We start from the raw sequence: 24,009 nt of genomic DNA, 5'->3' as shown, positions 1-24,009 counted from the left end.
TAGGGTCAGCCGGGGCGGAACTCAAGAACCCCGGTGCCCAAGTTGTAGGCAGCAGGCAAGTCAGGAACGCTTTCCCGCACGTTACCCCTTGGTTTTGGAGCAAAAATCCGTGAAACTCGGCAGTAGGAGGAGAAGTTTCGCGGAATTGGACAACTTTTCTTACCACTTTCCCAAATTATGAGATATGAGCGCCGCCAGAGCGCCAACTGAAGGGGGGTCTTACAGATGAAAAGCCTGCTCGCGGTATCCGCGGGGATCGACCGTATCAATGAAATCATCGGAAAAGCCGTGTCATGGCTGATCCTGATTGCGGTGATCGTCAGCGCAACCAACGCCATCGTGCGTAAAATATTCAGCGTTTCCTCCAACTCCTGGCTGGAATTGCAATGGTATCTTTTCGGCGCAGCCTTCCTGCTGGCTGCAGCCTATACGTTGAAACAGAACGAACATATCCGCATCGACATCGTTTACGGCATGTTCTCGCGCCGGGTGCAGCACTGGATCGACCTGTTCGGCCATGTGGTGTTCCTGATGCCTTTCGTGCTGCTGATGCTGTATTACTTCGTGCCCTATGTCGCGCGGTCCTACACTTCGGGCGAGGTGTCGACCAATTCGGGTGGTCTGATCATCTGGCCCGCCAAGGCGCTGCTGCTGATCGGCTTCACCCTGCTGGCCTTTCAGGGCGTCTCGGAGATCATCAAGAAGATCGCCGTGATGCGCGGCGACATGGAAGATCCGACCCCCTTCGTCTCTGCCCATGAGGCGGCCGAGCTGGAAGGCAAGGCGCTGGTCGAGGAGATCACGAAATGATGGAATTCATCGCGCTGAACATGGCCCCGATCATGTTCGCCAGCCTCGTGATCTTTCTGCTGCTGGGCTATCCGGTGGCGTTCGCGCTGGCGGCAAACGGGCTGTTCTTCTTCTTCATCGGCGTTGAACTCGCGCCCCTGTCCGCAGGCAACATCACGCTTGATTGGCCCCTGCTCAACACCTTGCCCAACCGGTTCTGGGGGGTGCTGGCGAACGAGACCTTATTGGCCATCCCCTTCTTTACCTTCATGGGGATCGTGCTGGAACGCAGCGGCATGGCCGAAGACCTGCTGGACACCATCGGGCAATTGTTCGGGCCGATCCGGGGCGGGCTCGCCTATGCGGTGATCATCGTCGGCGCGCTGCTGGCAGCGACCACCGGCGTCGTTGCGGCCTCGGTGATCGCCATGGGCCTGATTTCGCTGCCGATCATGCTGCGCTATGGCTATGACCGGCGCATCGCCTCGGGCGTCATTGCCGCCTCGGGCACGCTGGCGCAGATCATCCCGCCCAGCCTTGTGCTGATCGTTCTGGCAGACCAATTGGGCCGCTCTGTCGGCGACATGTATACCGCCGCCATGCTGCCCGGCCTGATCCTGACCGGGTTCTACATGGGCTATGTGCTGCTCATGTCGATCCTGAAGCCCAACTCCATGCCTGCCCTGCCGCTTGAGGCGCGCACGCTGGGCCATGGTGTGACCTCGCTGTTTGTGGCCCTTGCGGCGGCAGTGGCGATTTCTTACGGCGCGCATCGCTACTTCGATCAGGATGGCAGCAGCAATGCCACCATTCTGGGGGCTGTGGTCGGTATTCTGGCGATCTATCTGGCCGCCGTCGTCGACAAGAGCCTGAAAACCGGCATCATGTCGCGGCTGGCACAGCAGGTCATCATCGTGCTGATCCCGCCGCTGGCGCTGATCTTCCTGGTGCTGGGCACGATCTTCCTCGGCATCGCCACCCCCACCGAAGGCGGGGCGATGGGCGCTGTCGGCGCACTGCTGCTGGCGGCGGGGAAGGGGCGGCTGACCATGGCCGTGGTTACACAGGCGCTGGCCGCCACGACGCGCCTTTCGGCCTTCGTGATGTTCATCCTGCTGGGCGCACGCGTGTTCTCGCTGACCTTCTATGGCGTGAACGGCCATATCTGGGTCGAACATCTGCTGACCTCGCTGCCCGGCGGCGAAACCGGCTTCCTGATCTTCGTGTCGATCTTGGTGTTCCTGCTGGCCTTCTTCCTCGACTTTTTCGAGCTGGCCTTCATCATCGTGCCGCTGCTTGTCGCCCCGGCCGAGGCATTGGGCATCGACCTGATCTGGCTCGGCATCATCCTGGGCGTGAACATGCAGACCTCGTTCATGCACCCGCCCTTCGGCTTTGCGCTGTTCTATCTGCGCTCGGTCGCGCCGCGGATCCCCTATCTCGACAAGGTCACGGGCAAGAAAACCGATCCGGTGACCACCGGGCAGATCTATTGGGGGGCGGTGCCCTTCGTGGTGATCCAGGTGGTGATGGTCGGCGTGGTGATCGCCTTCCCGCAACTGGTGATGCACTACAAGGGCACGCCGGTCGATACATCCAACGTCACGATCACCCTGCCGCAGATGCCCACCTTGGGCGGCGGCGGGCTGGGGGGAGGCCTGGGGCAACCAGTCCCCGGTGCCGCGCCTGCGATCGGGGCACCGACATTGGGCGCGCCCTCGCTGGGTGCCCCCTCTCTCGGCGCTCCGGCCATCGGGCAGCAGCCCGACGCGGTGACACCCGCTCCGGCCAACTGAAAGCACTTGTTCAGAAATGCGACGGCGGCCCCTCACCGGGCCGCCGTTTTTCTTTGTGGCGATGTCGGGCAGGGGCAAACAAAAACCCCCGGCAGCGTGGCTGCCGGGGGTCTTGTCGTGCCGTGACGGATGCTTACAGCTTGCCTGCGTTCTGCTGCATCATCATGAACGTGTCATAGTTGTATTCGGCAATCTGCGCCCAGGTGTAATTCTCGGTGCGGAACGCCTTGATCGAGCCCCAGAGCTTGGCAAAGGCCGGGTTGGTTGCCTCCATTTCGGCATAGACCTGATTGGCGGCATCGAAGCAGGCATTCAGGATTTCCGGGCTGAACGGACGCAGCTGCGCACCATTGGCCACCAGAGACTTGATCGCGGTCGGGTTCTTGAAGTCATACTTCTGGAGCATGTCGGCATCGACACCCTGGCAGATCGACCGCAGCAGCGATTGATAGGCGGGCGGCAGGCCGTCATAGGCGGCCTTGTTGAACATGAAGTGAACCGTCGGGCCACCTTCCCACCAGCCGGGATAGTAGTAATAGGGCGCGACCTTCTGGAAGCCGAGCTTTTCGTCATCATAAGGGCCAACCCATTCGGCCGCGTCGATGGTGCCCTTTTCCAGCGCCGGATAGATGTCGCCGCCGGCGATCTGCTGCGGCACGACGCCCAGCTTTTCCATCACTTTGCCGGCAAAGCCGCCCACGCGCATCTTGAGGCCCTGCATATCGGCCACGGTGTTGATTTCCTTGCGGAACCAGCCACCCATCTGCACGCCGGTATTGCCGCCCGGCAGCGCCACGATGTTATGCTGCGCGAGGAATTCGTTATAGAGGTCGATGCCGCCGCCATGGTAGTGCCAAGCGTTGATGCCGCGTGCCGACAGCGAGAACGGCACAGCCGCCGCCACAGCCCAGCTCGGGTCTTTGCCCCAGTAGTAATAACCAACGGTGTGGCAGGCCTCGATATTGCCCGCCGTCACCTCATCCGCCGCTTGCAGGCCCGGCACCAGTTCGCCCGCCGCAAACACCTGAATGGTGAAATTGCCGTCGGTCGCTTCGGCCAGACGCTTTGACAGCACTTCTGCGGCGCCATAGATCGTGTCCAGCGATTTCGGGAAGGACGAGGTCAGGCGCCAGGTCACTTTCGGTGCGGTCTGCGCAATGACGGGGGCAGCCAGCGTGGTGGCAGCCGCAGCCCCGGCGCCGCCAATGGCGGCCTTGGTCAAGAATGAACGACGATCCATGAATTCCTCCCGGTGGTGGTCATATGTCTCATGCAGGGGCAAAGCGTCTGTCGCGCTCCTCCCGACAGGTGCCTGACGTTGGCATGGCAAAACCTGTCTGTCCAGTGTCGAACGCCGGGCAAGCACTTCTGCCGCAAGGGAAACTGTGGCCCCCCGCAAGCCCAGCCACCGCCCGCCTGTGCCCTGCCTAGCCGATGGGCAGCTGCCACGGATTTGGGCGCAGCCACCCCGTCATGGCGCGGCCATTCCGGCACCTGTCACGGCGCGCGCGACACCAGCAGTTTGTCGATGCGGCGGCCATCAAGGTCGATCACCTCGACCCGCCAGCCCGAAAGCATGACCCGCTCGCCCGTCGCGGGCAGCGCGCCCATCGTGTCGATCACCAGCCCGGCCACGGTTTCAAAATCGCGGTCGGGGCGCAGATCAAGGCCCAGACGGTCGGCGAATTCATCCACCGGCATCCAGCCCGCCACGAGGAAGGATCCGTCCTCGCGCTCGACCATCTTCGGTTCATCCTCGGTGGCATCGGCAAAGCCGCCGGTTATGGCCTCCAGCACGTCCATCGGGGTGATGATGCCCTCGAAATGGCCGTATTCATCGAAGACCAGCACCATATGCGCCGCCGCACTGCGCAGCGCCTCGATCACATCCAGCGCGCCCATGCCGTCGCGGACAACCGGCGCGTCGATCACATGGCTGCGCACATCCACGCCGCCGCGCTGCGCCGAACTGCCCAGAAAATCGCGCGCATGCAGCACACCGATCACATTGTCCGGCTCGCCATCGCGCACGGCAAGGCGCGAGTGACGCCCTTCGCGAAAGCGGCGGATGATGGTTTGCGAGCTGTCGCTGACATCGACGGTTTCCACCTCGTGCCGTGGCGTCATCAGGCCCCGGGCGGTGCGGTCGGCGATGCGCATCACCCCGGCGATCATTTCCGTTTCGGCCTTGTCCATCACCCCGGCGCTTTCCGCCTCGGAGATGACAAGCTTCACCTCTTCATCGCTCATCGTGCTGTCCGACACGCCGGACTGGCCCAGCAGCCGCAGGATCAGCCGCCCCGAACGGTCCAGAAGCCAGACCAGCGGCGCGCCGATGCGCGCGATCCACAGCATCACCGGTGCCACCCGTGCCGCCACGGCCTCGGGCGCGCGCAGGGCGATCTGTTTGGGAACCAGTTCGCCCACGATCAGCGACAGATAGGTGATGGCCACCACGACCGAGCCGACGCCCAGCGGCTGCGCCAGCGCGGGCGACATGCCCGCCTCCAGCAGCGCCCCGGACAGGCGCGCGCCAAGTGTCGCGCCCGAAAACGCCCCCGACAACACCCCGACCAGCGTGATGCCGATCTGCACGGACGACAGAAAACGCCCCGGATGTTCCGCCAGTCGCATCGCAACCGTGGCCCCGCGCGATCCACGATCCGCCATGACCTTCAGCCGCGCGGTGCGGGCCGAGACAATGGCCAGTTCAGACATCGCCAATCCTCCGTTCACCAGCGTGAGCAGAAAGACGATCGCGATTTCCAGATACATTTGCGGCAAAGCCCAAAACACCGGGCTGGCCCGGCAAGATCATCCACACTTAACGAGGGCGTGGCGTCAATTCCAGTGGCACCCCGAAAAAAACCGGGGTCGCCCGCCCGTCACGATGCAACGGGCACCCAGATCACATCGTCGATCCGCGCGGCACCGGTCGCCAGCATCACCAGCCGGTCGAAGCCCAGCGCAATGCCCGAGGCGGCAGGCATCTGCGCCAGCGCTGTCAGAAACTCTTCGTCCAGCGGATAGCGTTCGCCGTAAACCCGCGCCTTTTCATCCATCTCCAGCGCAAAGCGGCGGCGCTGTTCGGCGGGGTTGGTCAATTCGCCAAAGCCATTCGCCAGTTCCACGCCGCAGGCATAGACTTCGAACCGTTCGGCCACCCGCGGATCATCCGCCGTGGGCCGGGCCAGCGCTGCTTCGGCAATCGGGTAGCGGTCCAGAATGGTGATGCGGCCATGGCCCAGATGCGGCTCCACCCTGGCCACCAGAACCCGGCTCAGCAGATCAGACCAGGTGTCATCGGCGGCGACCCGCATCCCCTGCGCCTGCATCTGCGCCGCCAGCGCCGCGCCATCGGGGAGGCCCGCGGCATCGACGGTGGCCAGAAGGTCAATCCCGGCATGGCGCGCAAAGGCCTCGGCCACACTCAGCCGCTCCGGTTCGGCAAAGGGATCGCAACTGCGGTCGCGGAAGCGCAGCAGATCCGCCCCCGCCACCCTGGCCGCCAGACGCAGGAAGGCGGTGCAATCGTCCATCAGCACCTCATAGCCCTGCCCCACGCGATACCATTCCAGCATGGTAAATTCCGGGCTGTGCAGCGGCCCGCGTTCGCGGTTGCGCCAGACATGCGCAAAGGCGGCAATCCGCGTCTCTCCCGCCGCCAGCAGTTTCTTCATGGCGAATTCCGGGCTGGTATGCAGATACATCCGCCGCCCCTGCCCATCCGCGCCGATGGCCTCGGTGGCAAAGCCGTGCAGATGCGCCTCATTGCCGGGGCTGACCTGAAGCGCCACCGGATCCACCTCGGTAAAGCCTTCATCGGCCAGCCAGATCCGCAGCCCGGCCTGTATGCGGTTGCGGGCCAGCAAAAGCGGGCGGCGGTCGGCATGGACCTGCGCGGTCCACCAGGGTTGTGAAAGGTCGGGCACGGCGGCAGGCTTTCCCTGAAGATTTCCGGGTGGAGATTTCTGGCTGGATGCGCTAAAGGCGGCGCAAAGCCTGCCGCCTTTTAGGCCGCAGCCGTCGCAACCACAAGGAACCGCCACTTGAAAGTCATCGCATCCTCGCTTCGCAAAGGCAATGTCGTCGAGATGGACGGCAAGCTTTATGCCGTCCTCAAGGCCGAAAACTTCCACCCCGGCAAAGGCACGCCCACGACCAGCGTCGACATGCGCCGCATTTCCGACGGGGTGAAGGTTGCCGAACGCTGGCGCACGACCGAGATGGTCGAAAAGGCCACGGTGGACGAGCGGGAATATGATTTCCTCTATGAGGATGGCGAAGGCTATCACTTCATGGAGCCGAACACCTATGAACAGATCACCGTCACTGCCGATGTGGTGGGCGATGACAAGGTGTTCCTGACCGAAGGCATCAAGGTCTATCTGCGCACGCATGAAGGCATCGCCATCGCGATCGAGCTGCCGCAGAAAGTGGTGGTCGAGATCACCGAGACCGAGCCGGTGGTCAAGGGTCAGACGGCCTCGTCCTCCTACAAACCGGCGATCTGCTCCAACGGGCTGCGCGTGCTGGTGCCGCCGCATATCGGCGCGGGCACCCGTATCGTGATCAATACCGAAGACAATTCCTATGTCGAGCGTGCCAAGGACTGATCTGCCATGCGCCTCAGAATGACATACGCCCGGCACTGTTGCCGGGCGTTTTCATTTCGGGCCGGGCGGATCAGCGGGCATGGCGCCCAGCACTGCCGCCAGTTCGATGGCATTGCGCACGCCCATCTTGGCCAGCACGCGGCCGCGATGCACCTCGACTGTGCGCATGGCGATGCCCAGCATATCGGCGATCTGCTTGTTCAGGCTGCCGGTCATCATCAGGCGCATCACCTCCTCCTCGCGCGCCGACAGCGTGGCAAGGCGGGCGTCGATGTCGCGCCGGGCCGCCGCTTCGGCCTGCTGCGCCTCATGCGCCGCAATCGCCTTCAGCGCCAGATCGACGATCTGATTGTCGTTGAAGGGTTTTTCCACAAAGTCGAACGCCCCGGCCTTCAGCGTCTGCACCGCCACCGGCACATCGGCATGGCCGGTCAGAAAGATCACCGGCACCGCATTGCCCATGGCGCGCAGCCGCGCAAAGACTTCGGGCCCCGACAGATCGCCCATCCGCACATCAAGGATGACACAGGCGCAATCCTCCAGTGGCTGCGCGGCCAGAAAGGCCTCGCCCGAGTCCCAGCCCATCGCCTCAAGCCCGCGCGACACCAGCAGAAATGCCAGACTGTCGCGGATCGCCTCTTCATCATCCACGATGTGAATCATGCCTGTCATTCCGCCGCCCTCCCCTGCGTGGTCGCTGTCGTCTGATCCTCTGCGGCGCTGTCGGCTGTCGCAACGCCCGGCAGAACCACGCTGAACACCGTGCCGCCACCCGGCTGCGGGCGGTGGGTCAGCTGGCCCCGATGCAGCTCGATGATCGAGCGGCAGATGTTCAGGCCCATGCCCATGCCATGCGCCTTGGTCGAGGTGAAGGCATCAAACAGGCGGCCATCCACCGAAGGATCAATGCCCGCGCCCTGATCGGCCACCTCGATCACCGCGCGGCCATCATCCTCGCGCAGGGTCAGCAACAGGCTGTCGCCGCTGCGCCGCCCCTCGCCCATCGCTTCCATGCCATTGCGGATCAGATTGATCAGCACCTGTTCCAGCAGGATGCGGTCGGCCAGCACCAGCGGGGCCGCGCGCACATCGCTGCGCAGCGCCACCCGATGTTCGCGCGCATCCGCCGCCAGAAAGCCCAGGGTTTCGGCAATCACCTCTTCCAGCGCCACTTCGGTGAAATGCGGTTCGCGCTTTTTCACCAGATCCTGAATCCGCCGGATGATCAGCCCGGCCCGCCCGGCCTGCTGCGCCAGTTTCTGCATCGCGGGCTGCAACAGCGCCGGATCACTGCGCCCCTGTTCCAGCAGGTTCATCACCCCGGCGGCATAGCTGGCAATCGCCGACAGCGGCTGGTTCAGCTCATGCGCCAGCGTCGAGGCCATTTCGCCCAGCGTGACCAGCCGCCCGGTGCGCGCCATGGTTTCATCCTGTGCCCGCGCCATGCGGGCGGCGGTCTTGGCTTCGGTGATGTCGATCACCGAGCCCATCCAGCCGCGATGCGCGCCCTTGGCGTCGATCAGCGGCGCTTCATAGACCTGAACGTCGATCTCGCTGCCATCGCGGCGGCGAAAGCGGGTCTCGAAAGCCTGTGACACCGCCCCGCCTTCGGCCAGCGCCTTGTGCCGCGCCACGGTCTCACCAATGCTTTCAGGATCCCAATAGGGCATGGGCGGGGAACGCCCCACAAGTTCCCCGGACGGCCAGCCGACCAGCTTGCAAAAGGCCGAATTCACATACAGCACCCGGCCCTGATGATCCTTGGCACGCAGGCCCACCGTCAGGCTTTCTTCCATCGAACGGCGGAACGCTGTCTCTCCACGCAGGCGCATCTCGGCGCTGCGCCGCCGTTCGGCACTGCGATAGAGCACCAGCATGGCCAGGATGGCAAACCCGGCCAGCGCCGCCACGGCGGCAAACAGCAGCATCGCCCCCACATCCGTCGCCGGATCATAGGCGCTGATGCGCAGCACCGTGCCGCGCAAGGGCGGATCAAAGCTGATGGCGTGGCTCGGGTTGGCCGGATCCGGGATCAGCCGGGCGCGCGAGACCAGAACGCCGCCGCCCGCATCGGCGATCTGCACCGCATATTGTTCGGCAATCCACCAAGGGATATGCCGCTCCAGCATCAGCGGCACCGAGATCGTGGCGATGACAAAGCCCGCATCGCCCCCCAGCCGCAGCCCCATCGCCACATTCGCATCACCGTCCAGATCGCCATAGATCGGGCGGGCGCTGCGCGCGGGGCTGGCCTGCATCAGCGCCAGCAATGCCGCATTGCCGGAATCGGCAAGGCTGGGCATCGCGCGCGCCGGGCGGCCCGCGCCGTCATACCAGACCACCGACAGCATTTCGGGATTGGTGGCGATATGCAGCCGGGCGCGCGCATCCAGCGCCTGTGGCGGTGTGCCCCCTGCCGCATCCAGCGCCAGCCGCGCCAGCATGTCCTCGTCAATCGACAGCTGGAACCGCAGCGTCTGTTCCACCCAGAGCGCATCCGTCGCCAGCTTGATGCGCGCCTGATCCGCCTCGCTGCGGTTGACGGCCCAGACCAGCGCGCCGACCATCACCACCAGCGCGACAATCGCCACCAGCGGGATCAGCGACAGCAGATCAATGCGCCGTCGGCCGACCGCGCCGCCCATGGATTCCGCGCTCCATGGATCGCCGCCCGCGCGGGGCGACTGGTCTTTGCTGTGCTTCAGCGGCCCGTCCTCCCCGACTGCCAGACAAATTCTGCCCGCAACATGCCTGCGGCGCAATGTTAGCGCGCAGATTGCGGAAACCCACAATAGCCGCAGGGCCTTGCAACTGGCAAGGATTGCACAGGTCCGCCGGGAGGGCGGCATCTGGAGGAGAAACACATGCTGACACGTCGCACATTCGCGCGGCTGGCCGGGGCTGCCGCCCTTGCGCTGTCCACCGCACTGCCCGCTTTCGCAGAGCCGATCATCATCAAGTTCAGCCACGTCGTTGCCCCCGATACGCCCAAGGGCAAGGCCGCCGACAAGTTCAAGGAACTGGCCGAAAAATACACCGAAGGCGCGGTGATGGTCGAAGTCTATCCCAACAGCCAGCTTTACAAGGACAAAGAAGAACTGGAGGCGCTGCAACTGGGCGCGGTGCAGATGCTCGCGCCGTCGCTGGCGAAATTCGGCCCGCTGGGCGTGCAGGAATTCGAACTGTTCGACCTGCCGTTCCTGATGAATGGCTATGACGACCTGCGCAAGATCACCGATGGTGAAGTGGGTCAGGGCCTGCTGGCCAGGCTGGAGCCGAAGGGCATCACCGGCCTTGCCTTCTGGGACAACGGCTTCAAGGTCATGTCGGCCAACAGCCCGCTGAATGTGCCGGATGATTTCCTTGGCCTCAAGATGCGCATCCAGTCCTCCAAGATCCTCGAGGCGCAGATGCAGGCGCTTGGCGCGGTGCCGCAGGTCATGGCCTTCTCGGAGGTCTATCAGGCCTTGCAGACCGGCGTTGTCGACGGCACCGAAAACCCGCCTTCGAACATGTATACCCAGAAGATGAACGAGGTTCAGAAACACGCCACCGTGTCGAACCATGGCTATCTGGGCTATGCGGTCATCGTAAACAAGGCGTTCTGGGACGGGTTGCCCGAGGACGTGCGCGGCAATCTGACAAAGGCCATGGCCGAATCCACCAGCTATGCCAACTCGATCGCCAAGGAAGAAAACGACAAGGCGATGGAGGCGATGAAGGCCGCAGGCACCACCGAATTCCACGATCTGACCGACGAGGAACGCGCCGAATGGGTCGAAGTGCTGAAACCCGTGCATGAAGAAATGGCCGACCGGATCGGCGCCGATCTGATCCAGCAAGTCTACGGCGTTCTGGGCACCACCAACTGATCTGTCGCCGCTGACCCCAACCCGGGGGGTGCGCGACACCGCGCGCCCCCCTTTTCACACATGAGGTTCGCCATGTTGCTGCGTTTCCTCGACCGGTTTGAAGAAATCCTCATCACCCTGCTCATGGCATTGGGCGTGACGCTGATCTTCGTCGCGGTCGTTCACCGTTTTTCCATCGGCTTTGCCGCCGATCTCGTGGGATTTGCCCGCGCGCATGACATGCCCACCCTGCAAGCCGCCGCCCGCGCCACCTTCAAGGCAATCAACGGGATCAAGCTGACCTGGGCACAAGAGGCCTGCATCTATCTGTTCGTCTGGATGGCCAAATTCGGCGCAGCCTACGGCGTGCGCACCGGCATCCATGTGGGTGTCGACATCCTTGTCGAAAAGCTTGAAGGCACCAAACGGCGGGTGATCACCATCATCGCCATGTCGGGCGGCGTGCTGTTCACCGCCGTCATCACCTGGATCGGCACCGATTTTGTCTATCACGTCGCCAAGGGCGGGCAGACCTCGCCCGATCTGGAGCTGAAGATGTGGATCATCTATCTGGCGGTGCCCTTCGGCTCTGCGCTGATGTGCTTCCGCTTCATCCAGGCCCTGTATCTGTTCATCACCACCGGCTTCATCGCCCATCACGACCACGGCGCCGTGGACGGGCTTGACGAGGAATCGGAAGACCTCGCCAAAGGAGGCCACGCATGACCGCGCTCATCATTTTTGCGATCCTTGCGATCCTTCTGATCACCGGGATGCCGGTGTCCATCGCGCTTGGCCTGACGGTGTTTTCGTTCCTGATCGGCTTTACCGACATTCCGATGGACAGTATCGCGCTGAAACTGTTCACCGGCATCGAAAAGTTCGAGATCATGGCGATCCCGTTCTTCATTCTGGCCGGCAACTTCCTGACGCATGGCGGTGTGGCGCGGCGGATGATCCGCTTTGCCACCTCGATGGTCGGCCATTGGTATGGCGGCATGGGTCTGGCGGCGGTGATGGCCTGTGCGCTGTTCGCGGCCATTTCCGGCTCGTCGCCAGCCACGGTGATGGCGGTGGGGTCGATCCTGATCCCGGCCATGGTCAAGCAGGGCTATCCGCCGCAATTCGGCGTCGGCACGGTTGCCACGGCAGGCGGCCTCGGCATCCTGATCCCGCCGTCCATCGTGATGGTGATGTATGCGGTGGCCACCTCGGGCATGGTTGTCACCGGGCCGAATGGCGAACCCGTGATGTCGGCCTCCATCGGCACCCTGTTCATGGCGGGCGTCATTCCGGGCCTGATGCTGGCGATGATGCTGGGCGGCACCACCACCTACCGCGCGTGGAAATACAACTACCCGCGGATGGAGCGTGCGCCGTTCGCGGACCGCTGGAAGGCGTTCCGGGAAAGCGTCTGGGGCCTGATGCTGATCGTGATCATCATGGGCGGCATCTATGGCGGTATCTTCACCCCCACTGAAGCCGCCGCTGTCAGCGCCGTCTATGCCTTTGTCATCGCCGTCTGGGTCTACAAGGACATCAAGCTGCGCGATGTGCCGAAGGTGCTGCTGAACTCTGCCGCCATGTCTGCGATGCTGCTCTATATCATCACCAATGCCGTGATGTTCGCCTTCATCCTGACATCGGAACAGATCCCGCAGGCGCTTTCGGGCTGGATCGTCGATCTGGGTCTGGGCAAGATCGGCTTCCTGCTGATGGTGAACGTGATCCTGCTGTTCATCGGCATGGTAATGGAGCCTTCGGCCATCGTGCTGATCATGGCGCCGATCCTCTATCCGGTTGCCGTCAAGCTGGGCGTGGATCCGGTTCACTTCGGCATCATGTTGGTGGTCAATATGGAGATCGGGCTCTGTACGCCGCCGGTCGGGCTCAACCTCTATGTCGCCTCGGCGATCTCGAAGCTGGGGCTGACCGAGGTGACAAAAGCCGCAGGGCCGTGGTTGCTTACCGCGCTCGTGTTCCTCGGGATCGTGACCTATGTTCCAGAGATCACCTTGTTCCTGCCCCGCATGTTGGGCATGAACTGACGCAGACAACCGATAGGCAGACCGGCCGGGCCCCAGTGCCCGGCCGTTTTGTTTTGCAGCCGCCGCATCGGCGGATAGGATGCGGGGCGCGGCCTGTGTCCAAAGGCCCCAGTCCAAGCGGAGCCTGCCGATGACGCCCCCGACCTTTACCGCCACCATGCCGATCCTGCGCATTTTCGATGAAGCACTGGCGCTTGGCTTCTATCTGGACTGGCTGGGCTTTGTGGCCGAGTGGGAACATCGCTTTGACGCGACCGCCCCACTGTATATGCAGATCCGCCGTGCCGGTCTGGTGCTGCATCTGTCCGGCCATTACGGCGATGCCACGCCCGGTGCGACGGTGTTCATCCCGACGCTGGGCATTGCCGCCTTCCACGCCGAGCTGTGCACCCGCCCCAATCCCAATATGCGCCCTAGTCTTGAACCCCTGCCCTGGGGCACGCAGATGCAGGTCACGGACCCATTCGGCAACCGTCTGCGCTTTTGTGAAATGACGGCCTAGACCCATTCGCGCCATGCGATGTCGCGCCTGATCCAGCAGGGCCGGAAGGCTCGGCTAGGCTGGGGGCCTGTCAGCAAAGGTCCGGCCATGACCCCAACCCCTGCCCCGCGGCGTTCCGCGCTTGGTATCCTTTGCCTCTGTGCCGGGGTGGCGGTGTTTTCCGTGCAGGATCTGATCCTGAAACTGCTGTCCGGGGCCTATCCGCTGCATCAGGCCATGGTAATCCGCAGCCTGACCGCGATGCCGCTGCTGTATCTGCTGGTGCTGGCCTCGGGCGGGCCGAAAACGCTGGTGACGCCGGGCTGGCCGCGCATGGTGGCGCGCGGGCTGGTGATGTTTGTGGCCTATACCGCCTATTACCTCGCACTGGCCGCCCTGCCGATGGCAACCACGGTGGCGCTGTATTTCTCGGCCCCGTTGATGATCACGCTGCTGTCGGTGCTGATGCTGCATGATCGGGTCAGCCTGCCGCGCTGGCTGGCGGTGGCCATGGGCTTTGTCGGCGTGGTGGTGATGGTGCGGCCAGGATCCGATCTGTTCGACTGGGCCGCGCTGCTGCCGGTGGTGTCGGGTCTGACCTATGCGCTGTCGATGATCCTTGCCCGGCAACAGGGGGCAACCCAGACCGCCGCCGCACTGGCCTTTCATGGCAATGCGGTGTTCCTGATCTGCGCGCTGATCCTGTCGGCGGTGTTCGGCAGTGGCACCTTCGCGGGCGAGACGCATCCCAGCCTCGGCTTTCTGACGCGCGGCTGGGTCACCCCCACCGCCGCAGATCTTGGCCGCATGGCGCTGTGTGGCGGCGTGGCGGCGATCGGCCTCACCTTGCTGACACAGGCCTATCGCGTTGCCGCCTCGGCCACGGTGGCACCGTTTGAATATACCGGGCTGATCTGGGGCGTGCTTTATGGCTGGGTATTCTGGTCAGACTGGCCCGACAGCACCGCCTGGACCGGCATCGCCATCATCTGCGGCGCGGGGTTGTTCGTGCTGTGGCGCGAAACCACGGAACGCCGCCGGGCGCCGGCCATGTAACTGCGCATGCAAAAAGGGCCGCGCTTGCAGCGCGGCCCTTTTGGTCTTCTGTCACCCGAAGGTCGGGATCACATTTCGTCCAGCGCCTCGATGGCCTTCTGAAGATCGTCCTTCGAGACTTCCTTGTCAGTCACCGAAGCGCCTGCCACGATGAAATCGACAACCTTGTCTTCAAAGATCGGCGCGCGCAGCTGTTGTTGCATCTGCGGGTTCTTCTGCACGAATTCAAAGAACGCGCGCTCTTGTCCCGGATATTGACGCGCCTGTGCCAGCACAGCCTGGGTCATTTCGGCATCCGTCACCTGCACATCGGCCTTGCGGCCCACTTCGGCCAGCAGCAGGCCCAGACGCACGCGGCGTTCGGCCAGTTTCTTGTGCTCGTCGGTGGTTTCGACATGGCCATGGTTGTGGTCATGCACGTCCGGGTTTTCTTCGTGCCACAACTGATGCGCGATCTGCGCGGCTTCGGCCTCGACCAGAGCGGGCGGCAGGTCGAACTTGACCATCGCGTCCAGTTGATCGAGCAGTGCACGCTTCATCACGGCGCGCGATGCGCCTTTGTATTCGGCTTCCAGACGCTCGGCGATCTGGCCTTTCAGACCGGCCAGATCTTCGGCGCCGAACTTCTTGGCCAGTTCGTCGTCGATCTCGGCAGCCTTCGGAGCCTTGACCGCTTTCACGGTGCAGGCAAACACGGCGGCCTTGCCAGCCAGATGCGCGGCACCATAGCTTTCGGGGAAGGACACGTTGACCGAAACCTCGTCGCCTTCCTTGGCGCCGACCAGTTGCTCTTCAAAGCCCGGAATGAACGAGCCGGAGCCGAGAACCAGCGGATAGTCTTCCGCAGTGCCGCCCTCGAACAGTTCGCCATCGACCGAGCCCTTGAAGTCGATGGTGATCTGGTCGCCGTCCTTGGCCTTGGAACCCTTCTTGCGGTCCTCGAAGGCTTTCGCGGTATCGGCCAGGTTTTTCAGCGCTTCTTCGACAGCGCTGTCCTCGGCTTTCACCACCAGACGGTCCAGCGTCACTTTCGAGGCGTCAACCTCGGGGATCGGCGGCAGGGCTTCGTAGGACATTTCGACCACGACGTCCTGGCCTTCTTTCCACTCTTCGCCGCCCACCATCTTCACTTCGGGCTGCAGCGCCGGGCGGTCGCCGGATGTTTCGAAATGCTCTTTCATCGCGCCGTCAATGGCGTCCTGCATGGCTTCGCCGATCAGGCGCGGGCCGAATTGCTTGCGCAGCATGGCCATCGGCACCTTGCCCTTGCGGAAGCCCTTCATTTCGATCTCGGGTTGCGCCTCGACCAGCTTTTCCTGGACTTTCTTGTCCAGCTCCGCTGCCGTCACCGTGATGGTGTAGCCGCGCTTCAGACCGTCGTTCAGGGTCTCGGTGACCTGCATGGATTGTTCCGTCCTTCTCATATCTCTGGTGCGGGTGGAGGGACTTGAACCCCCACGCCTCGCGGCGCCAGAACCTAAATCTGGTGCGTCTACCAATTTCGCCACACCCGCTTTTTCTCAACCCGCGCGAAAACCCGACCCATAGGGTCAGGGCCGCACGCGGCCTGAAAATCCGCGCCCTTCTAACAAAGGCCCGCGCAGGATGCGAGGGGAAAAATCGCGCCGCAGTGCGGCAAGGTTTGGCGGGCCGGATCGGGCCGCGCCGGGCGGACTTCCCGTAAAAAGGCCTCGCACAGACCACATTCCTGCCATATTCTGCCAGCAAAAGAGCAGATAACAAAACACAGGTAACGCCCATGTCACAGATGACCTTGGGGCTTGATACGGGCCATGGCCCGCAGTCCAGCCATGACAGACAGGTTTGCGGGCTCAGCGCCGGCACCACCGTCCTGACACTGGCAGGTGCGATCCCGGTTGAATACCTGACCCCCGGCGACCGGATTGTCACCCGCGATGGCGCCCGCGCGCTGCGCGATGTGCAGGTTGTGGCGGCGCCTGCGCGGATGGTGCGCGTCTCGGCTTCGGCCATTGGCGTGGATCAGCCCGAAGATGACATGATCATCACCGCCGAAACCCGTATCCTGATCCGCGACTGGCGCGCCCGCGCGCTGAAGGGCTGCGATCAGGCGGTGCTGACGGCGGCAAAGCTGGTCGATGGCGAATATATCCGGCACGAGGCGACGGCGGGGCAGACCATGTATTGCCTGCACTTCGACACGCCGGTGGTGATTTATGCCGGTGGTCTGGAACTGGCGCTGTCGCCCGTTCTGGTGGAAGCCTGACAGAGACCCTCGGTCGCCTGCGCGACACGGGATGACACGGGCCGCCCACCTCTGGGGCGGCCTTTGTCATGTCATGTCAGGCGTGTCATGTCAGCAGCCTGCGCAGCACCTTGGGCAGCTCTTCCGGCAGATCCTCGGCAATCAGCCCCGGCCCAAAGCTGCGCGCCGACTCCACATGCAGCCAGACGGCGGTGCAGGCGGCGTCGAACGGAGGAAAACCACGCGCCAGCAGGCCGGTGACAAACCCGGCCAGAACATCGCCCGCCCCGGCCGTCGCAAGCCAGGGCGCGGCGCGGTCATATTGCGCCGAATGGATAGCACAGCGGCCATCCGGGGCGGCAATCACCGTATCCGGGCCTTTCAGCACCAGCACACAGCCCGCACGCGCTGCCGCGGCCCGCGCCGCCTCGGGGCGCGAATAGGCCGCCCCGATCCCCGCCGGGGCCGCCAGCCGGGCAGCCAGATCGGGAAACAGCCGGGCAAATTCGCCGCCATGCGGGGTCAGCACACAGCGCCGGGGCAGCGCGGCAAACAGCGCCGCGTCCTGCGCCAGCAAGCTCAGCGCATCGGCATCCAGCACCAGCGCCCCGATCTGCGAGACCAGCGCCGCCGCCAGCAAGGCCGCACCCCGCGCCTCCCGCCCGAGCCCCGGCCCCAGGCACAGCGCGGTGATGCGCGGATCGGCCAGCGCCGTTGTCAGATCCGGCCCATCGGATATGGGCCGCAGCATCACCGCATCCAGCCGCGCCGCATGTTCGGCCATGGCGGCAAGCGGACTGCCCAGCGTCACCAGACCCGCGCCAATGCGCAGCGCGGCGCGGGCCGCCAGACGGGCCGCCCCGCCCTGCCCCGGCGGGCCCGACAGGACCAGCGCATGACCATGGGTGAACTTGTGCCCGCCGCGCTTGTCGACATCCGAAGGCCCCACCACCAGATCCACCAGCGCCGCGCCCTCCTCACGCAGCAGCGCCGCCAATTCCACCTCAAGCCCGATGGACACCACCTGCAACCGCCCCGACAAGGCCGGAGCCTCGGCCAGATGATGCCCGCATTTCGCGGCCTGAAACGTCACCGTCAGATCCGCGCCGCGATCCAGATACCCCGCCTCGGTGCGCACCCGCCCGCTGTCGGCGCAAAGGCCCGACAGGATATCGACCGCAACGATGTGGCAGCCGCTGCTGACCGCCATGTCCAGCGCGCCCCAGACGCCCGGCGCAATATCACGGATCAGCCCGGTGCCGAACATCGCATCAATCACCAGCGGCCGGTCGGCCAGCACCGGCCAGTCCAGCTGATCCATCGTCGCCACCGGCCCCAGCGCCAGCCAATCTTGCCGCATTTCCCCGGCATCGGCGGTTCGGCTTGGCCCCAGCGCATAGACGCGCACCGACCAGCCCTGCTGCGCCAACAACCGCGCGATCACATATCCGTCGCCGCCATTGTTGCCCGGCCCGCACAGCACCACCGCCCGCTGCGGATGATCCGGCCATGCCTGCTGAATGGCCCGCACCACCGCCTGACCCGCCCGCTCCATCAACACCAGCCCCGTCACCGCGCCAGAGTCGATTGCACTTTTTTCAATGGCGCGCATTTGGGCAGAGGTCAGGAGTTCGGTCATTTTTATATCCAAATGTGTTTCAAAACTGCACATCCTCCGGGCGATATGCACAAATTTTATGCGTTCCCCAGATTTTCCCCGGATCAGGCACCGTCCCCAAACCCTAGCCAATTGTCCCGCCCGCAGGGAAGTGGTCACTGACCAACGTGACGCAATTCAAGCGGGGGAGTCGGGCGTGAAGAAGATCGAGGCGATCATCAAGCCGTTCAAGCTGGATGAAGTAAAAGAGGCGCTTCAGGAGGCCGGCATTCAAGGCCTCTCCGTCACCGAGGTGAAGGGGTTCGGGCGCCAGAAGGGCCATACCGAACTGTATCGTGGCGCCGAATATGTGGTGGATTTCCTGCCCAAGGTGAAGATCGAGGTCGTGCTGTCTGACGACATGGTCGACACCGCTGTCGAGGCGATCATCGCAGCGGCCCGCACCGACAAGATCGGCGATGGCAAGATCTTCATCTCTCCCGTCGAACAGGCCATCCGCATCCGCACGGGCGAAACCGGCGACGACGCGGTCTGATCCATCCGTTTCTCTCAACACCGGGGGTCCGTCCAGATCCCCGCTCAGCAACACAAACCGAAAGGCAGCATGATGAGCGCGATTGCAAAAGCTCTGAAACTGATCAAGGACGAGGAAGTCGAATATGTCGACATCCGCTTCACCGACCCGAAGGGCAAGCTCCAGCACGTGACGCTGGTGTCCGATCTTGTCGACGAAGACTTCTTTGAAGAAGGCTTCATGTTCGACGGTTCGTCCATCGCCGGCTGGAAGTCGATTGATCAGTCCGACATGAAACTGATCCCCGACGCCTCGTCGATCTACCTCGACCCCTTCTATGCCGAAAAAACCCTCTGCGTGCATTGCGACGTGGTGGAGCCGGACACAGGCGAGCCCTATTCGCGCGATCCGCGCGGCACCGCCAAGAAGGCCGAAGCCTATCTGAAATCGACCGGCATCGGTGACACCGCCTATTTCGGGCCGGAAGCTGAATTCTTCCTGTTCGACGACGTGCGGTATCAAGTCTCGATGAACAAGGTCTCGTTCGAGGTCGACGCCGTGGACGCGTGCTGGAACACCGACAAGGTGTATGAAGGCGGCAACTCGGGCCATCGTCCGGGCGTCAAGGGCGGCTATTTCCCGGTCAACCCGATTGACGACGCGCAAGACCTGCGTGGCGAGATGCTGTCGACCATGAAGCGCATGGGCATGAAGGTCGACAAGCACCATCACGAAGTGGCCTCGACCCAGCACGAGCTTGGCATGATCTTCGGCGGTCTTGTTGAACAGGCCGACAACATGCAGAAATACAAGTATGTGATCCACAATGTGGCCCATGCTTACGGCAAATCGGCAACCTTCATGCCCAAGCCCATCAAGGGCGACAACGGCTCGGGGATGCACGTGAACATGTCGATCTGGAAGGACGGCAAACCGCTGTTCGCAGGCGACAAATACGCGGATCTGTCGCAGGAAGCGCTGTATTTCATCGGCGGCATCATCAAACACGCCAAGGCGCTCAACGCCCTGACGAACCCGTCGACCAACAGCTACAAGCGCCTGATCCCCGGCTTTGAAGCGCCGGTTCTGCTGGCCTATTCGGCCCGCAACCGCTCGGGTGCCGTGCGGATTCCGTGGACCGAATCGCCGAAAGCCAAGCGCGTCGAAGCCCGTTTCCCCGATCCGGCGGCCAACCCCTATCTGTGCTATGCGGCCCTGATGATGGCAGGCCTTGACGGGATCAAGAACAAGATTGATCCGGGCCCGGCCTCCGACAAGGATCTCTACGATCTGCCGCCGGAAGAACTGGCCGAAATCCCGACCGTCTGCGGCTCGCTGCGCGAAGCGCTGGAAGAGCTGGAGAAGGACATGGACTTCCTGCTGGCAGGCGACGTGTTCACCAAGGATCAGCTGGATGGCTACATCGCGCTGAAGTGGGAAGAGGTCTATGCCTTTGAACACACGCCGCACCCGGTGGAATACCAGATGTATTATTCCTGCTGATCCGCACGGACAGCACGGATGGTAAGGGCGCCCTTGGGCGCCCTTTCTGCATTCTGGCGGCAGGATTGATCTGCCCGAAGGCCGCACCAATCCCGGCGCGGACGCAGGATTGTCATTGTGGCGGCAACGCGGCGCGAGGGGGCAACAATTCCCCAAATTAACCACCTTCGGCGCGTGATCCGGGCACAATTGCCCGCCACGGTTGCGCCAGACGCACCCTGTCGGAGATATCGCCATGCGCGCATTACCGCACAGTACGATTGCCCAACTTTTGTATGTCACGGACCCCTACCTGAACTTCGCCCGCCTCGTGGGTGAAATCGACCTGCACCTGGCCCGCCATTGTGCAGACGGACACCGGCTCAGTTGGGATTGCGAGGATGTCGCCTGTTTTGACATCGGCAGCCGACGGATCCTGATCTCCAAGGCGGAACCGCCGCCCATCGGCTATGCCGCCTGCCTGACCATGGGCTGCGGGCCTGCGCCCTATGCGCGGCACGCCAAGACGGATCCCTGCATGACCGGCAATCCGCAGAAAATCTGCGCCCTGCTGGTGGAAGGGGTGCTGCGGCATTACTACACCGACACCGTGCTGTGGCAGAACAGCACAGCGCCGCTGGATGCCGAACTGGCCGATGCGCTGGTCGAGGCCCTGCCCCCCCGCGCCGAGATCGAGCGGTTGACGGCAGGTCCGCGCCATGCAGGGCCGCGCCACGATCCGGCCTCCCGGCCCCGGCCTGCCCCGGAGGGCGCGGCGGTCAACGATCACCCCGATCTGCCAACACCGGATATGGCCGCCCTGCACCGGGTGCGCGAGGCGCTGTATATCCCTGACACCAGCCCGCCGCCGCCCGCCTCGCAACAGCTGCGCCTTGCCGCTCATGCGTTCAACTGCACGCTGATGATGGTGTCCTTGCCGGTCGGTGCGGCGGTGATGACCTACAGCCTGCTGCGCGGCGAGGATCTGACGCTCAGCGCGCGGGCGCTGGCGCTGACCGGCACTGCGATCGGGTTGTGGCAATCCGGGCTCGGGGGGCAGCTCGGCGCGCTGATCTGAGCGCGCCTGCGGCCCGAAAACGGTCTGCAACTCGGGTATGAGATGGCCGGGCCTGCCCCCGGAGCGCAGTTCCCCCGTGTCCCGCGACCATGCGAGGCACGGGGAACAGCCGCGCTCTGCGGCGGTGCTGACAGGATCCCCGTTTCATGCCGTCTCCCTCGCCTATCCTGGCCGTGGCCCCCCACCGCGCCCTTGGCCAACGTGGCCAGACCGCCGCCACCCTGACCTTTCTGGTCGTGCTGTTCCTGTTTGCCACCGCCAATGCGGTGTTCTGGGATCATGCGCGGCGCATCTTTGCAGACAGCCCGCGCGCGCTGGCCACGCTGGGGGCGGCGATCTTTCTGCTGACCTATGCGCTGGTGATGCTGTTCAGCCAGAAATGGCTGGTGCGGCCGGCGCTGATCCTGCTCTTGCTGATCTCGGCGGCCTCGGGCTGGTTTCAGAACCGGCTGGGCATCGTCATCGACCGCGAGATGATCCAGAACGTGTTTCTGACCACCCCGACCGAGGCCGGGCATCTGTTCACCTGGCCCTTCCTGCGGCATATGGCGGCCTTTGGCCTGCTGCCTGCGGTGATCGTCGCCTTTGTGCCGATCCGGCCCGAGCGGTTTCTGGGCAAGACCCTGCGCAATGGCGGCCTGATCGTGCTGAGCTTCGCGCTGTGCATCGGCTTGCTGCTGTCGGATTACGCCCGCTTTGCCGCCGTCTTTCGGGAACAGAAGGAGCTGATGTCGAGCTTTCAGCCGGGCGCGCCGATTGCGGGCACGGTGCGTTATGCCAAGATGATGCTGCGCAGCGCCAATGTCGTGGCCGCCCCCTATGGCACCGATGCGCGCAGCATTGCCGGGGCAAAACCGCGGCTGACCGTGTTCATGCTGGGCGAAACGGCGCGGGTGCAGAACTGGTCGCTGGCGGGCTATGGCCGCGACACAAATCCCGAACTGGCCCGGCGCGACATCACCTTCTTTCCCGATGTCACCGCCTGCGGCACCTCGACCGCCGTTTCGGTGCCCTGCATCTTCTCGGGTCTGGGTCAGGAGGGCTACAGCTATACCAAGGCGCAGGCCCGCGAAAACCTGCTGGATGTGTTCCGCCACGCCGGGCAGGATGTGCTGTGGTGGGATCTGAACACCGGCTCGCAGGGCGTGGCCCGCCGCACCGGCGAGGATCACATGACCAGACAGCCCGACATGTCGCGCTGCCCCACCGGCGAATGCACGGATGAGCTGATGGTGGAACGGCTGGCCACCCTGCTGCCGACGCTGACCCGCGACACGGTGGTGATCATGCATATGATCGGCAGCCATGGCCCGTCCTATTATCTACGCTATCCGCCCGAGGCGGCCCGGTTCTCGCCCACCTGCCAGACCGGGGAATTTGCCAAATGCACGCCCGAGGAAATCGTCAACACCTATGACAATACCATTGCCTATACCGATACGGTTCTGGCCAGCATGATCGACCTGCTGGCGGCCCAGACCGGGGTCGAGGCCAGCATGATCTATGCCTCGGACCATGGGGAATCGCTGGGCGAAGGCGGTCTGTGGCTGCATGGCGCGCCCGCTTTCATGGCACCGGACACGCAGACCAAGGTGCCGATGCTGCTGTGGCTGTCAGACGACAGCAAGGCGCGGCTGACGGGCGTGGCGGGCTGTCTGGCGCAGAAGGCGACGCAACCGCAATCGCATGACGTGATCTTCCCAACCCTGCTCAGTCTTGCCGGGGTGGAGACGGCGGTCCATGCGCCCGATCTTGATCTGACGCGCTGCGTGGCGGGCTGACGCGGCTTTGCCCCTTGCAACCGTCCCCATGCCGCCCAATATAGGCGGCATGGGGTCAGGCCCCCGCCATCCGCAGGGGGCCAACCCCATTGTGAAGCCTGAAGTCTGCTTTGAATCCGATCTCTTGTGCCCGAAAGGCCAGGTCATCCGGCAGAGGCAATGCGGAGACCGCTGATCGCCCGTGCATGACCATGCGAAAGGGTTTTAACCATGACACCGACACTTCCGACCACTACCGCCCTCAAGGCGCAGGCCCGCCGTCTGCGCAGCGCTCTGGCCGGGCAAGGCCGCCCAGTGGGCCATTCCGCCGCGTTGGAGCTGGTGGCGCAAAGCCACGGCCTGCGCGACTGGAACACCGCCGCCGCGCTGTCCGCCGAGGCCGCACCGCACTGGAGCCTTGGGCAGAAGGTCAGCGGCAGCTATCTGGGCCAGCCCTTCACCGGGCAGATTCTCGGGTTGCAGGCCAAAAGCGCCGGGCGCTTCGGCATCACCATTGGCTTTGATACGCCGGTCGATACCGTCCGCTCGCCGCATTTTTCCAACCTGCGCCGCCGGGTCAGCGCCACGGTGACGCCGCAGGGCCGCACGGTGGAACATACCTCGGACGGCACGCCCCACCTGCAACTGACCGCCTGAGCGGCACCATTCACCACACCGGGCAGGCGGCTTTGGCCC

The 24,009-nt window shown here is 63.9% G+C and carries 21 protein-coding genes and 1 tRNA gene; 14 read left to right on the top strand and 8 right to left on the bottom strand.

The features are described from left to right. The first annotated feature begins 225 nt into the window (after window positions 1-225). On the top strand, window positions 226-810 hold the full coding sequence (locus KM031_RS15400) for a TRAP transporter small permease subunit (RefSeq protein WP_215506432.1): 585 nt from the start codon (window positions 226-228) through the stop codon (window positions 808-810). Further along, window positions 807-2,585 carry a TRAP transporter large permease gene (locus KM031_RS15395; RefSeq protein WP_215506434.1) on the top strand — a complete coding sequence of 593 codons (1,779 nt, stop codon included), beginning with the start codon at window positions 807-809 and terminating at the stop codon, window positions 2,583-2,585. The genes KM031_RS15400 and KM031_RS15395 overlap by 4 nt, the downstream gene beginning before the upstream one ends. A gap of 133 nt (window positions 2,586-2,718) precedes the next feature. On the opposite strand, the gene KM031_RS15390 is transcribed toward KM031_RS15395, so the two are convergent. The 3 genes from KM031_RS15390 to epmA all read right to left on the bottom strand — a co-directional run bounded on the left by KM031_RS15390 (window position 2,719) and on the right by epmA (window position 6,517). Next, window positions 2,719-3,825, bottom strand: coding sequence for a TRAP transporter substrate-binding protein (locus tag KM031_RS15390; RefSeq protein WP_215506436.1), 1,107 nt, complete (start codon window positions 3,823-3,825; stop codon window positions 2,719-2,721). A 257-nt stretch (window positions 3,826-4,082) separates the two neighbouring features. Further along, window positions 4,083-5,360 carry a hemolysin family protein gene (locus KM031_RS15385; protein ID WP_215506438.1) on the bottom strand — a complete coding sequence of 426 codons (1,278 nt, stop codon included), beginning with the start codon at window positions 5,358-5,360 and terminating at the stop codon, window positions 4,083-4,085. 110 nt (window positions 5,361-5,470) lie between these two features. Continuing rightward, window positions 5,471-6,517 (bottom strand): EF-P lysine aminoacylase EpmA, encoded by a 1,047-nt coding sequence (gene epmA / locus KM031_RS15380; protein WP_215506440.1) that lies wholly within the window; start codon window positions 6,515-6,517, stop codon window positions 5,471-5,473. A 117-nt stretch (window positions 6,518-6,634) separates the two neighbouring features. Between epmA and efp the strand changes: the two genes are divergently transcribed. After that, the gene (gene efp / locus KM031_RS15375) at window positions 6,635-7,201 is read left to right on the top strand and encodes an elongation factor P (RefSeq protein WP_215506442.1); all 567 of its coding nucleotides are present in this window, start codon (window positions 6,635-6,637) and stop codon (window positions 7,199-7,201) included. 51 nt (window positions 7,202-7,252) lie between these two features. On the opposite strand, the gene KM031_RS15370 is transcribed toward efp, so the two are convergent. Both KM031_RS15370 and KM031_RS15365 read right to left on the bottom strand, forming a co-directional pair. After that, window positions 7,253-7,873, bottom strand: coding sequence for a response regulator transcription factor (locus KM031_RS15370; protein ID WP_215506445.1), 621 nt, complete (start codon window positions 7,871-7,873; stop codon window positions 7,253-7,255). Then, window positions 7,870-9,846, bottom strand: a complete 1,977-nt coding sequence (locus KM031_RS15365) for a two-component system sensor histidine kinase NtrB (protein ID WP_215506447.1) — start codon at window positions 9,844-9,846, stop codon at window positions 7,870-7,872. The genes KM031_RS15370 and KM031_RS15365 overlap by 4 nt, the downstream gene beginning before the upstream one ends. A 219-nt stretch (window positions 9,847-10,065) precedes the next feature. Here KM031_RS15365 and KM031_RS15360 point away from each other — a divergent pair, with 219 nt between their 5' ends. The 5 genes from KM031_RS15360 to KM031_RS15340 all read left to right on the top strand — a co-directional run bounded on the left by KM031_RS15360 (window position 10,066) and on the right by KM031_RS15340 (window position 14,637). Next, the gene (locus KM031_RS15360) at window positions 10,066-11,073 is read left to right on the top strand and encodes a TRAP transporter substrate-binding protein (RefSeq protein ID WP_215506449.1); all 1,008 of its coding nucleotides are present in this window, start codon (window positions 10,066-10,068) and stop codon (window positions 11,071-11,073) included. Between the two features lie 72 nt (window positions 11,074-11,145). Then, window positions 11,146-11,778 carry a TRAP transporter small permease gene (locus KM031_RS15355; RefSeq protein ID WP_215506451.1) on the top strand — a complete coding sequence of 211 codons (633 nt, stop codon included), beginning with the start codon at window positions 11,146-11,148 and terminating at the stop codon, window positions 11,776-11,778. Next, window positions 11,775-13,100 carry a TRAP transporter large permease gene (locus KM031_RS15350; RefSeq protein WP_215506453.1) on the top strand — a complete coding sequence of 442 codons (1,326 nt, stop codon included), beginning with the start codon at window positions 11,775-11,777 and terminating at the stop codon, window positions 13,098-13,100. The genes KM031_RS15355 and KM031_RS15350 overlap by 4 nt, the downstream gene beginning before the upstream one ends. Before the next feature lie 130 nt (window positions 13,101-13,230). Then, on the top strand, window positions 13,231-13,602 hold the full coding sequence (locus tag KM031_RS15345) for a glyoxalase superfamily protein (protein WP_215506455.1): 372 nt from the start codon (window positions 13,231-13,233) through the stop codon (window positions 13,600-13,602). 87 nt (window positions 13,603-13,689) lie between these two features. Beyond that, window positions 13,690-14,637, top strand: coding sequence for a DMT family transporter (locus KM031_RS15340; protein ID WP_215506457.1), 948 nt, complete (start codon window positions 13,690-13,692; stop codon window positions 14,635-14,637). Between the two features lie 68 nt (window positions 14,638-14,705). Here the strand turns inward: KM031_RS15340 and tig are convergent, their stop codons facing one another. Together tig and KM031_RS15330 are read right to left on the bottom strand one after the other, a co-directional pair. After that, window positions 14,706-16,040 (bottom strand): trigger factor, encoded by a 1,335-nt coding sequence (tig, locus tag KM031_RS15335; protein WP_215506460.1) that lies wholly within the window; start codon window positions 16,038-16,040, stop codon window positions 14,706-14,708. Window positions 16,041-16,066: 26 nt separating this feature from the next. After that, window positions 16,067-16,151, bottom strand: a tRNA-Leu gene (locus tag KM031_RS15330). A 245-nt stretch (window positions 16,152-16,396) separates the two neighbouring features. Between KM031_RS15330 and KM031_RS15325 the strand changes: the two genes are divergently transcribed. Beyond that, the gene (locus tag KM031_RS15325) at window positions 16,397-16,882 is read left to right on the top strand and encodes a Hint domain-containing protein (RefSeq protein WP_215506462.1); all 486 of its coding nucleotides are present in this window, start codon (window positions 16,397-16,399) and stop codon (window positions 16,880-16,882) included. A gap of 85 nt (window positions 16,883-16,967) precedes the next feature. Here KM031_RS15325 and KM031_RS15320 read toward each other — a convergent pair whose 3' ends face one another. After that, window positions 16,968-18,500 (bottom strand): NAD(P)H-hydrate dehydratase, encoded by a 1,533-nt coding sequence (locus tag KM031_RS15320; RefSeq protein ID WP_215506464.1) that lies wholly within the window; start codon window positions 18,498-18,500, stop codon window positions 16,968-16,970. A gap of 175 nt (window positions 18,501-18,675) precedes the next feature. Here KM031_RS15320 and KM031_RS15315 point away from each other — a divergent pair, with 175 nt between their 5' ends. The 5 genes from KM031_RS15315 to KM031_RS15295 all read left to right on the top strand — a co-directional run bounded on the left by KM031_RS15315 (window position 18,676) and on the right by KM031_RS15295 (window position 23,970). After that, on the top strand, window positions 18,676-19,014 hold the full coding sequence (locus KM031_RS15315; protein ID WP_215506466.1) for a P-II family nitrogen regulator: 339 nt from the start codon (window positions 18,676-18,678) through the stop codon (window positions 19,012-19,014). Between the two features lie 72 nt (window positions 19,015-19,086). Beyond that, window positions 19,087-20,496 carry a type I glutamate--ammonia ligase gene (glnA, locus tag KM031_RS15310; RefSeq protein ID WP_281417312.1) on the top strand — a complete coding sequence of 470 codons (1,410 nt, stop codon included), beginning with the start codon at window positions 19,087-19,089 and terminating at the stop codon, window positions 20,494-20,496. 235 nt (window positions 20,497-20,731) lie between these two features. Continuing rightward, complete coding sequence (locus tag KM031_RS15305; protein WP_215506470.1) at window positions 20,732-21,553, top strand: hypothetical protein; 822 nt, start codon at window positions 20,732-20,734, stop codon at window positions 21,551-21,553. 146 nt (window positions 21,554-21,699) lie between these two features. Further along, window positions 21,700-23,334: a phosphoethanolamine transferase gene (locus KM031_RS15300; RefSeq protein ID WP_215506472.1), complete on the top strand. Its 1,635-nt coding sequence runs from the start codon at window positions 21,700-21,702 to the stop codon at window positions 23,332-23,334. Window positions 23,335-23,544: 210 nt separating this feature from the next. Further along, window positions 23,545-23,970 carry a glyoxalase superfamily protein gene (locus tag KM031_RS15295; RefSeq protein ID WP_215506474.1) on the top strand — a complete coding sequence of 142 codons (426 nt, stop codon included), beginning with the start codon at window positions 23,545-23,547 and terminating at the stop codon, window positions 23,968-23,970. Window positions 23,971-24,009: the final 39 nt, after the last annotated feature.

Source organism: Gemmobacter fulvus, from assembly GCF_018798885.1.
In the GTDB taxonomy this organism is placed as follows: domain Bacteria; phylum Pseudomonadota; class Alphaproteobacteria; order Rhodobacterales; family Rhodobacteraceae; genus Gemmobacter; species Gemmobacter fulvus.
This window is presented reverse-complemented; position numbering and strand designations above follow the sequence as displayed.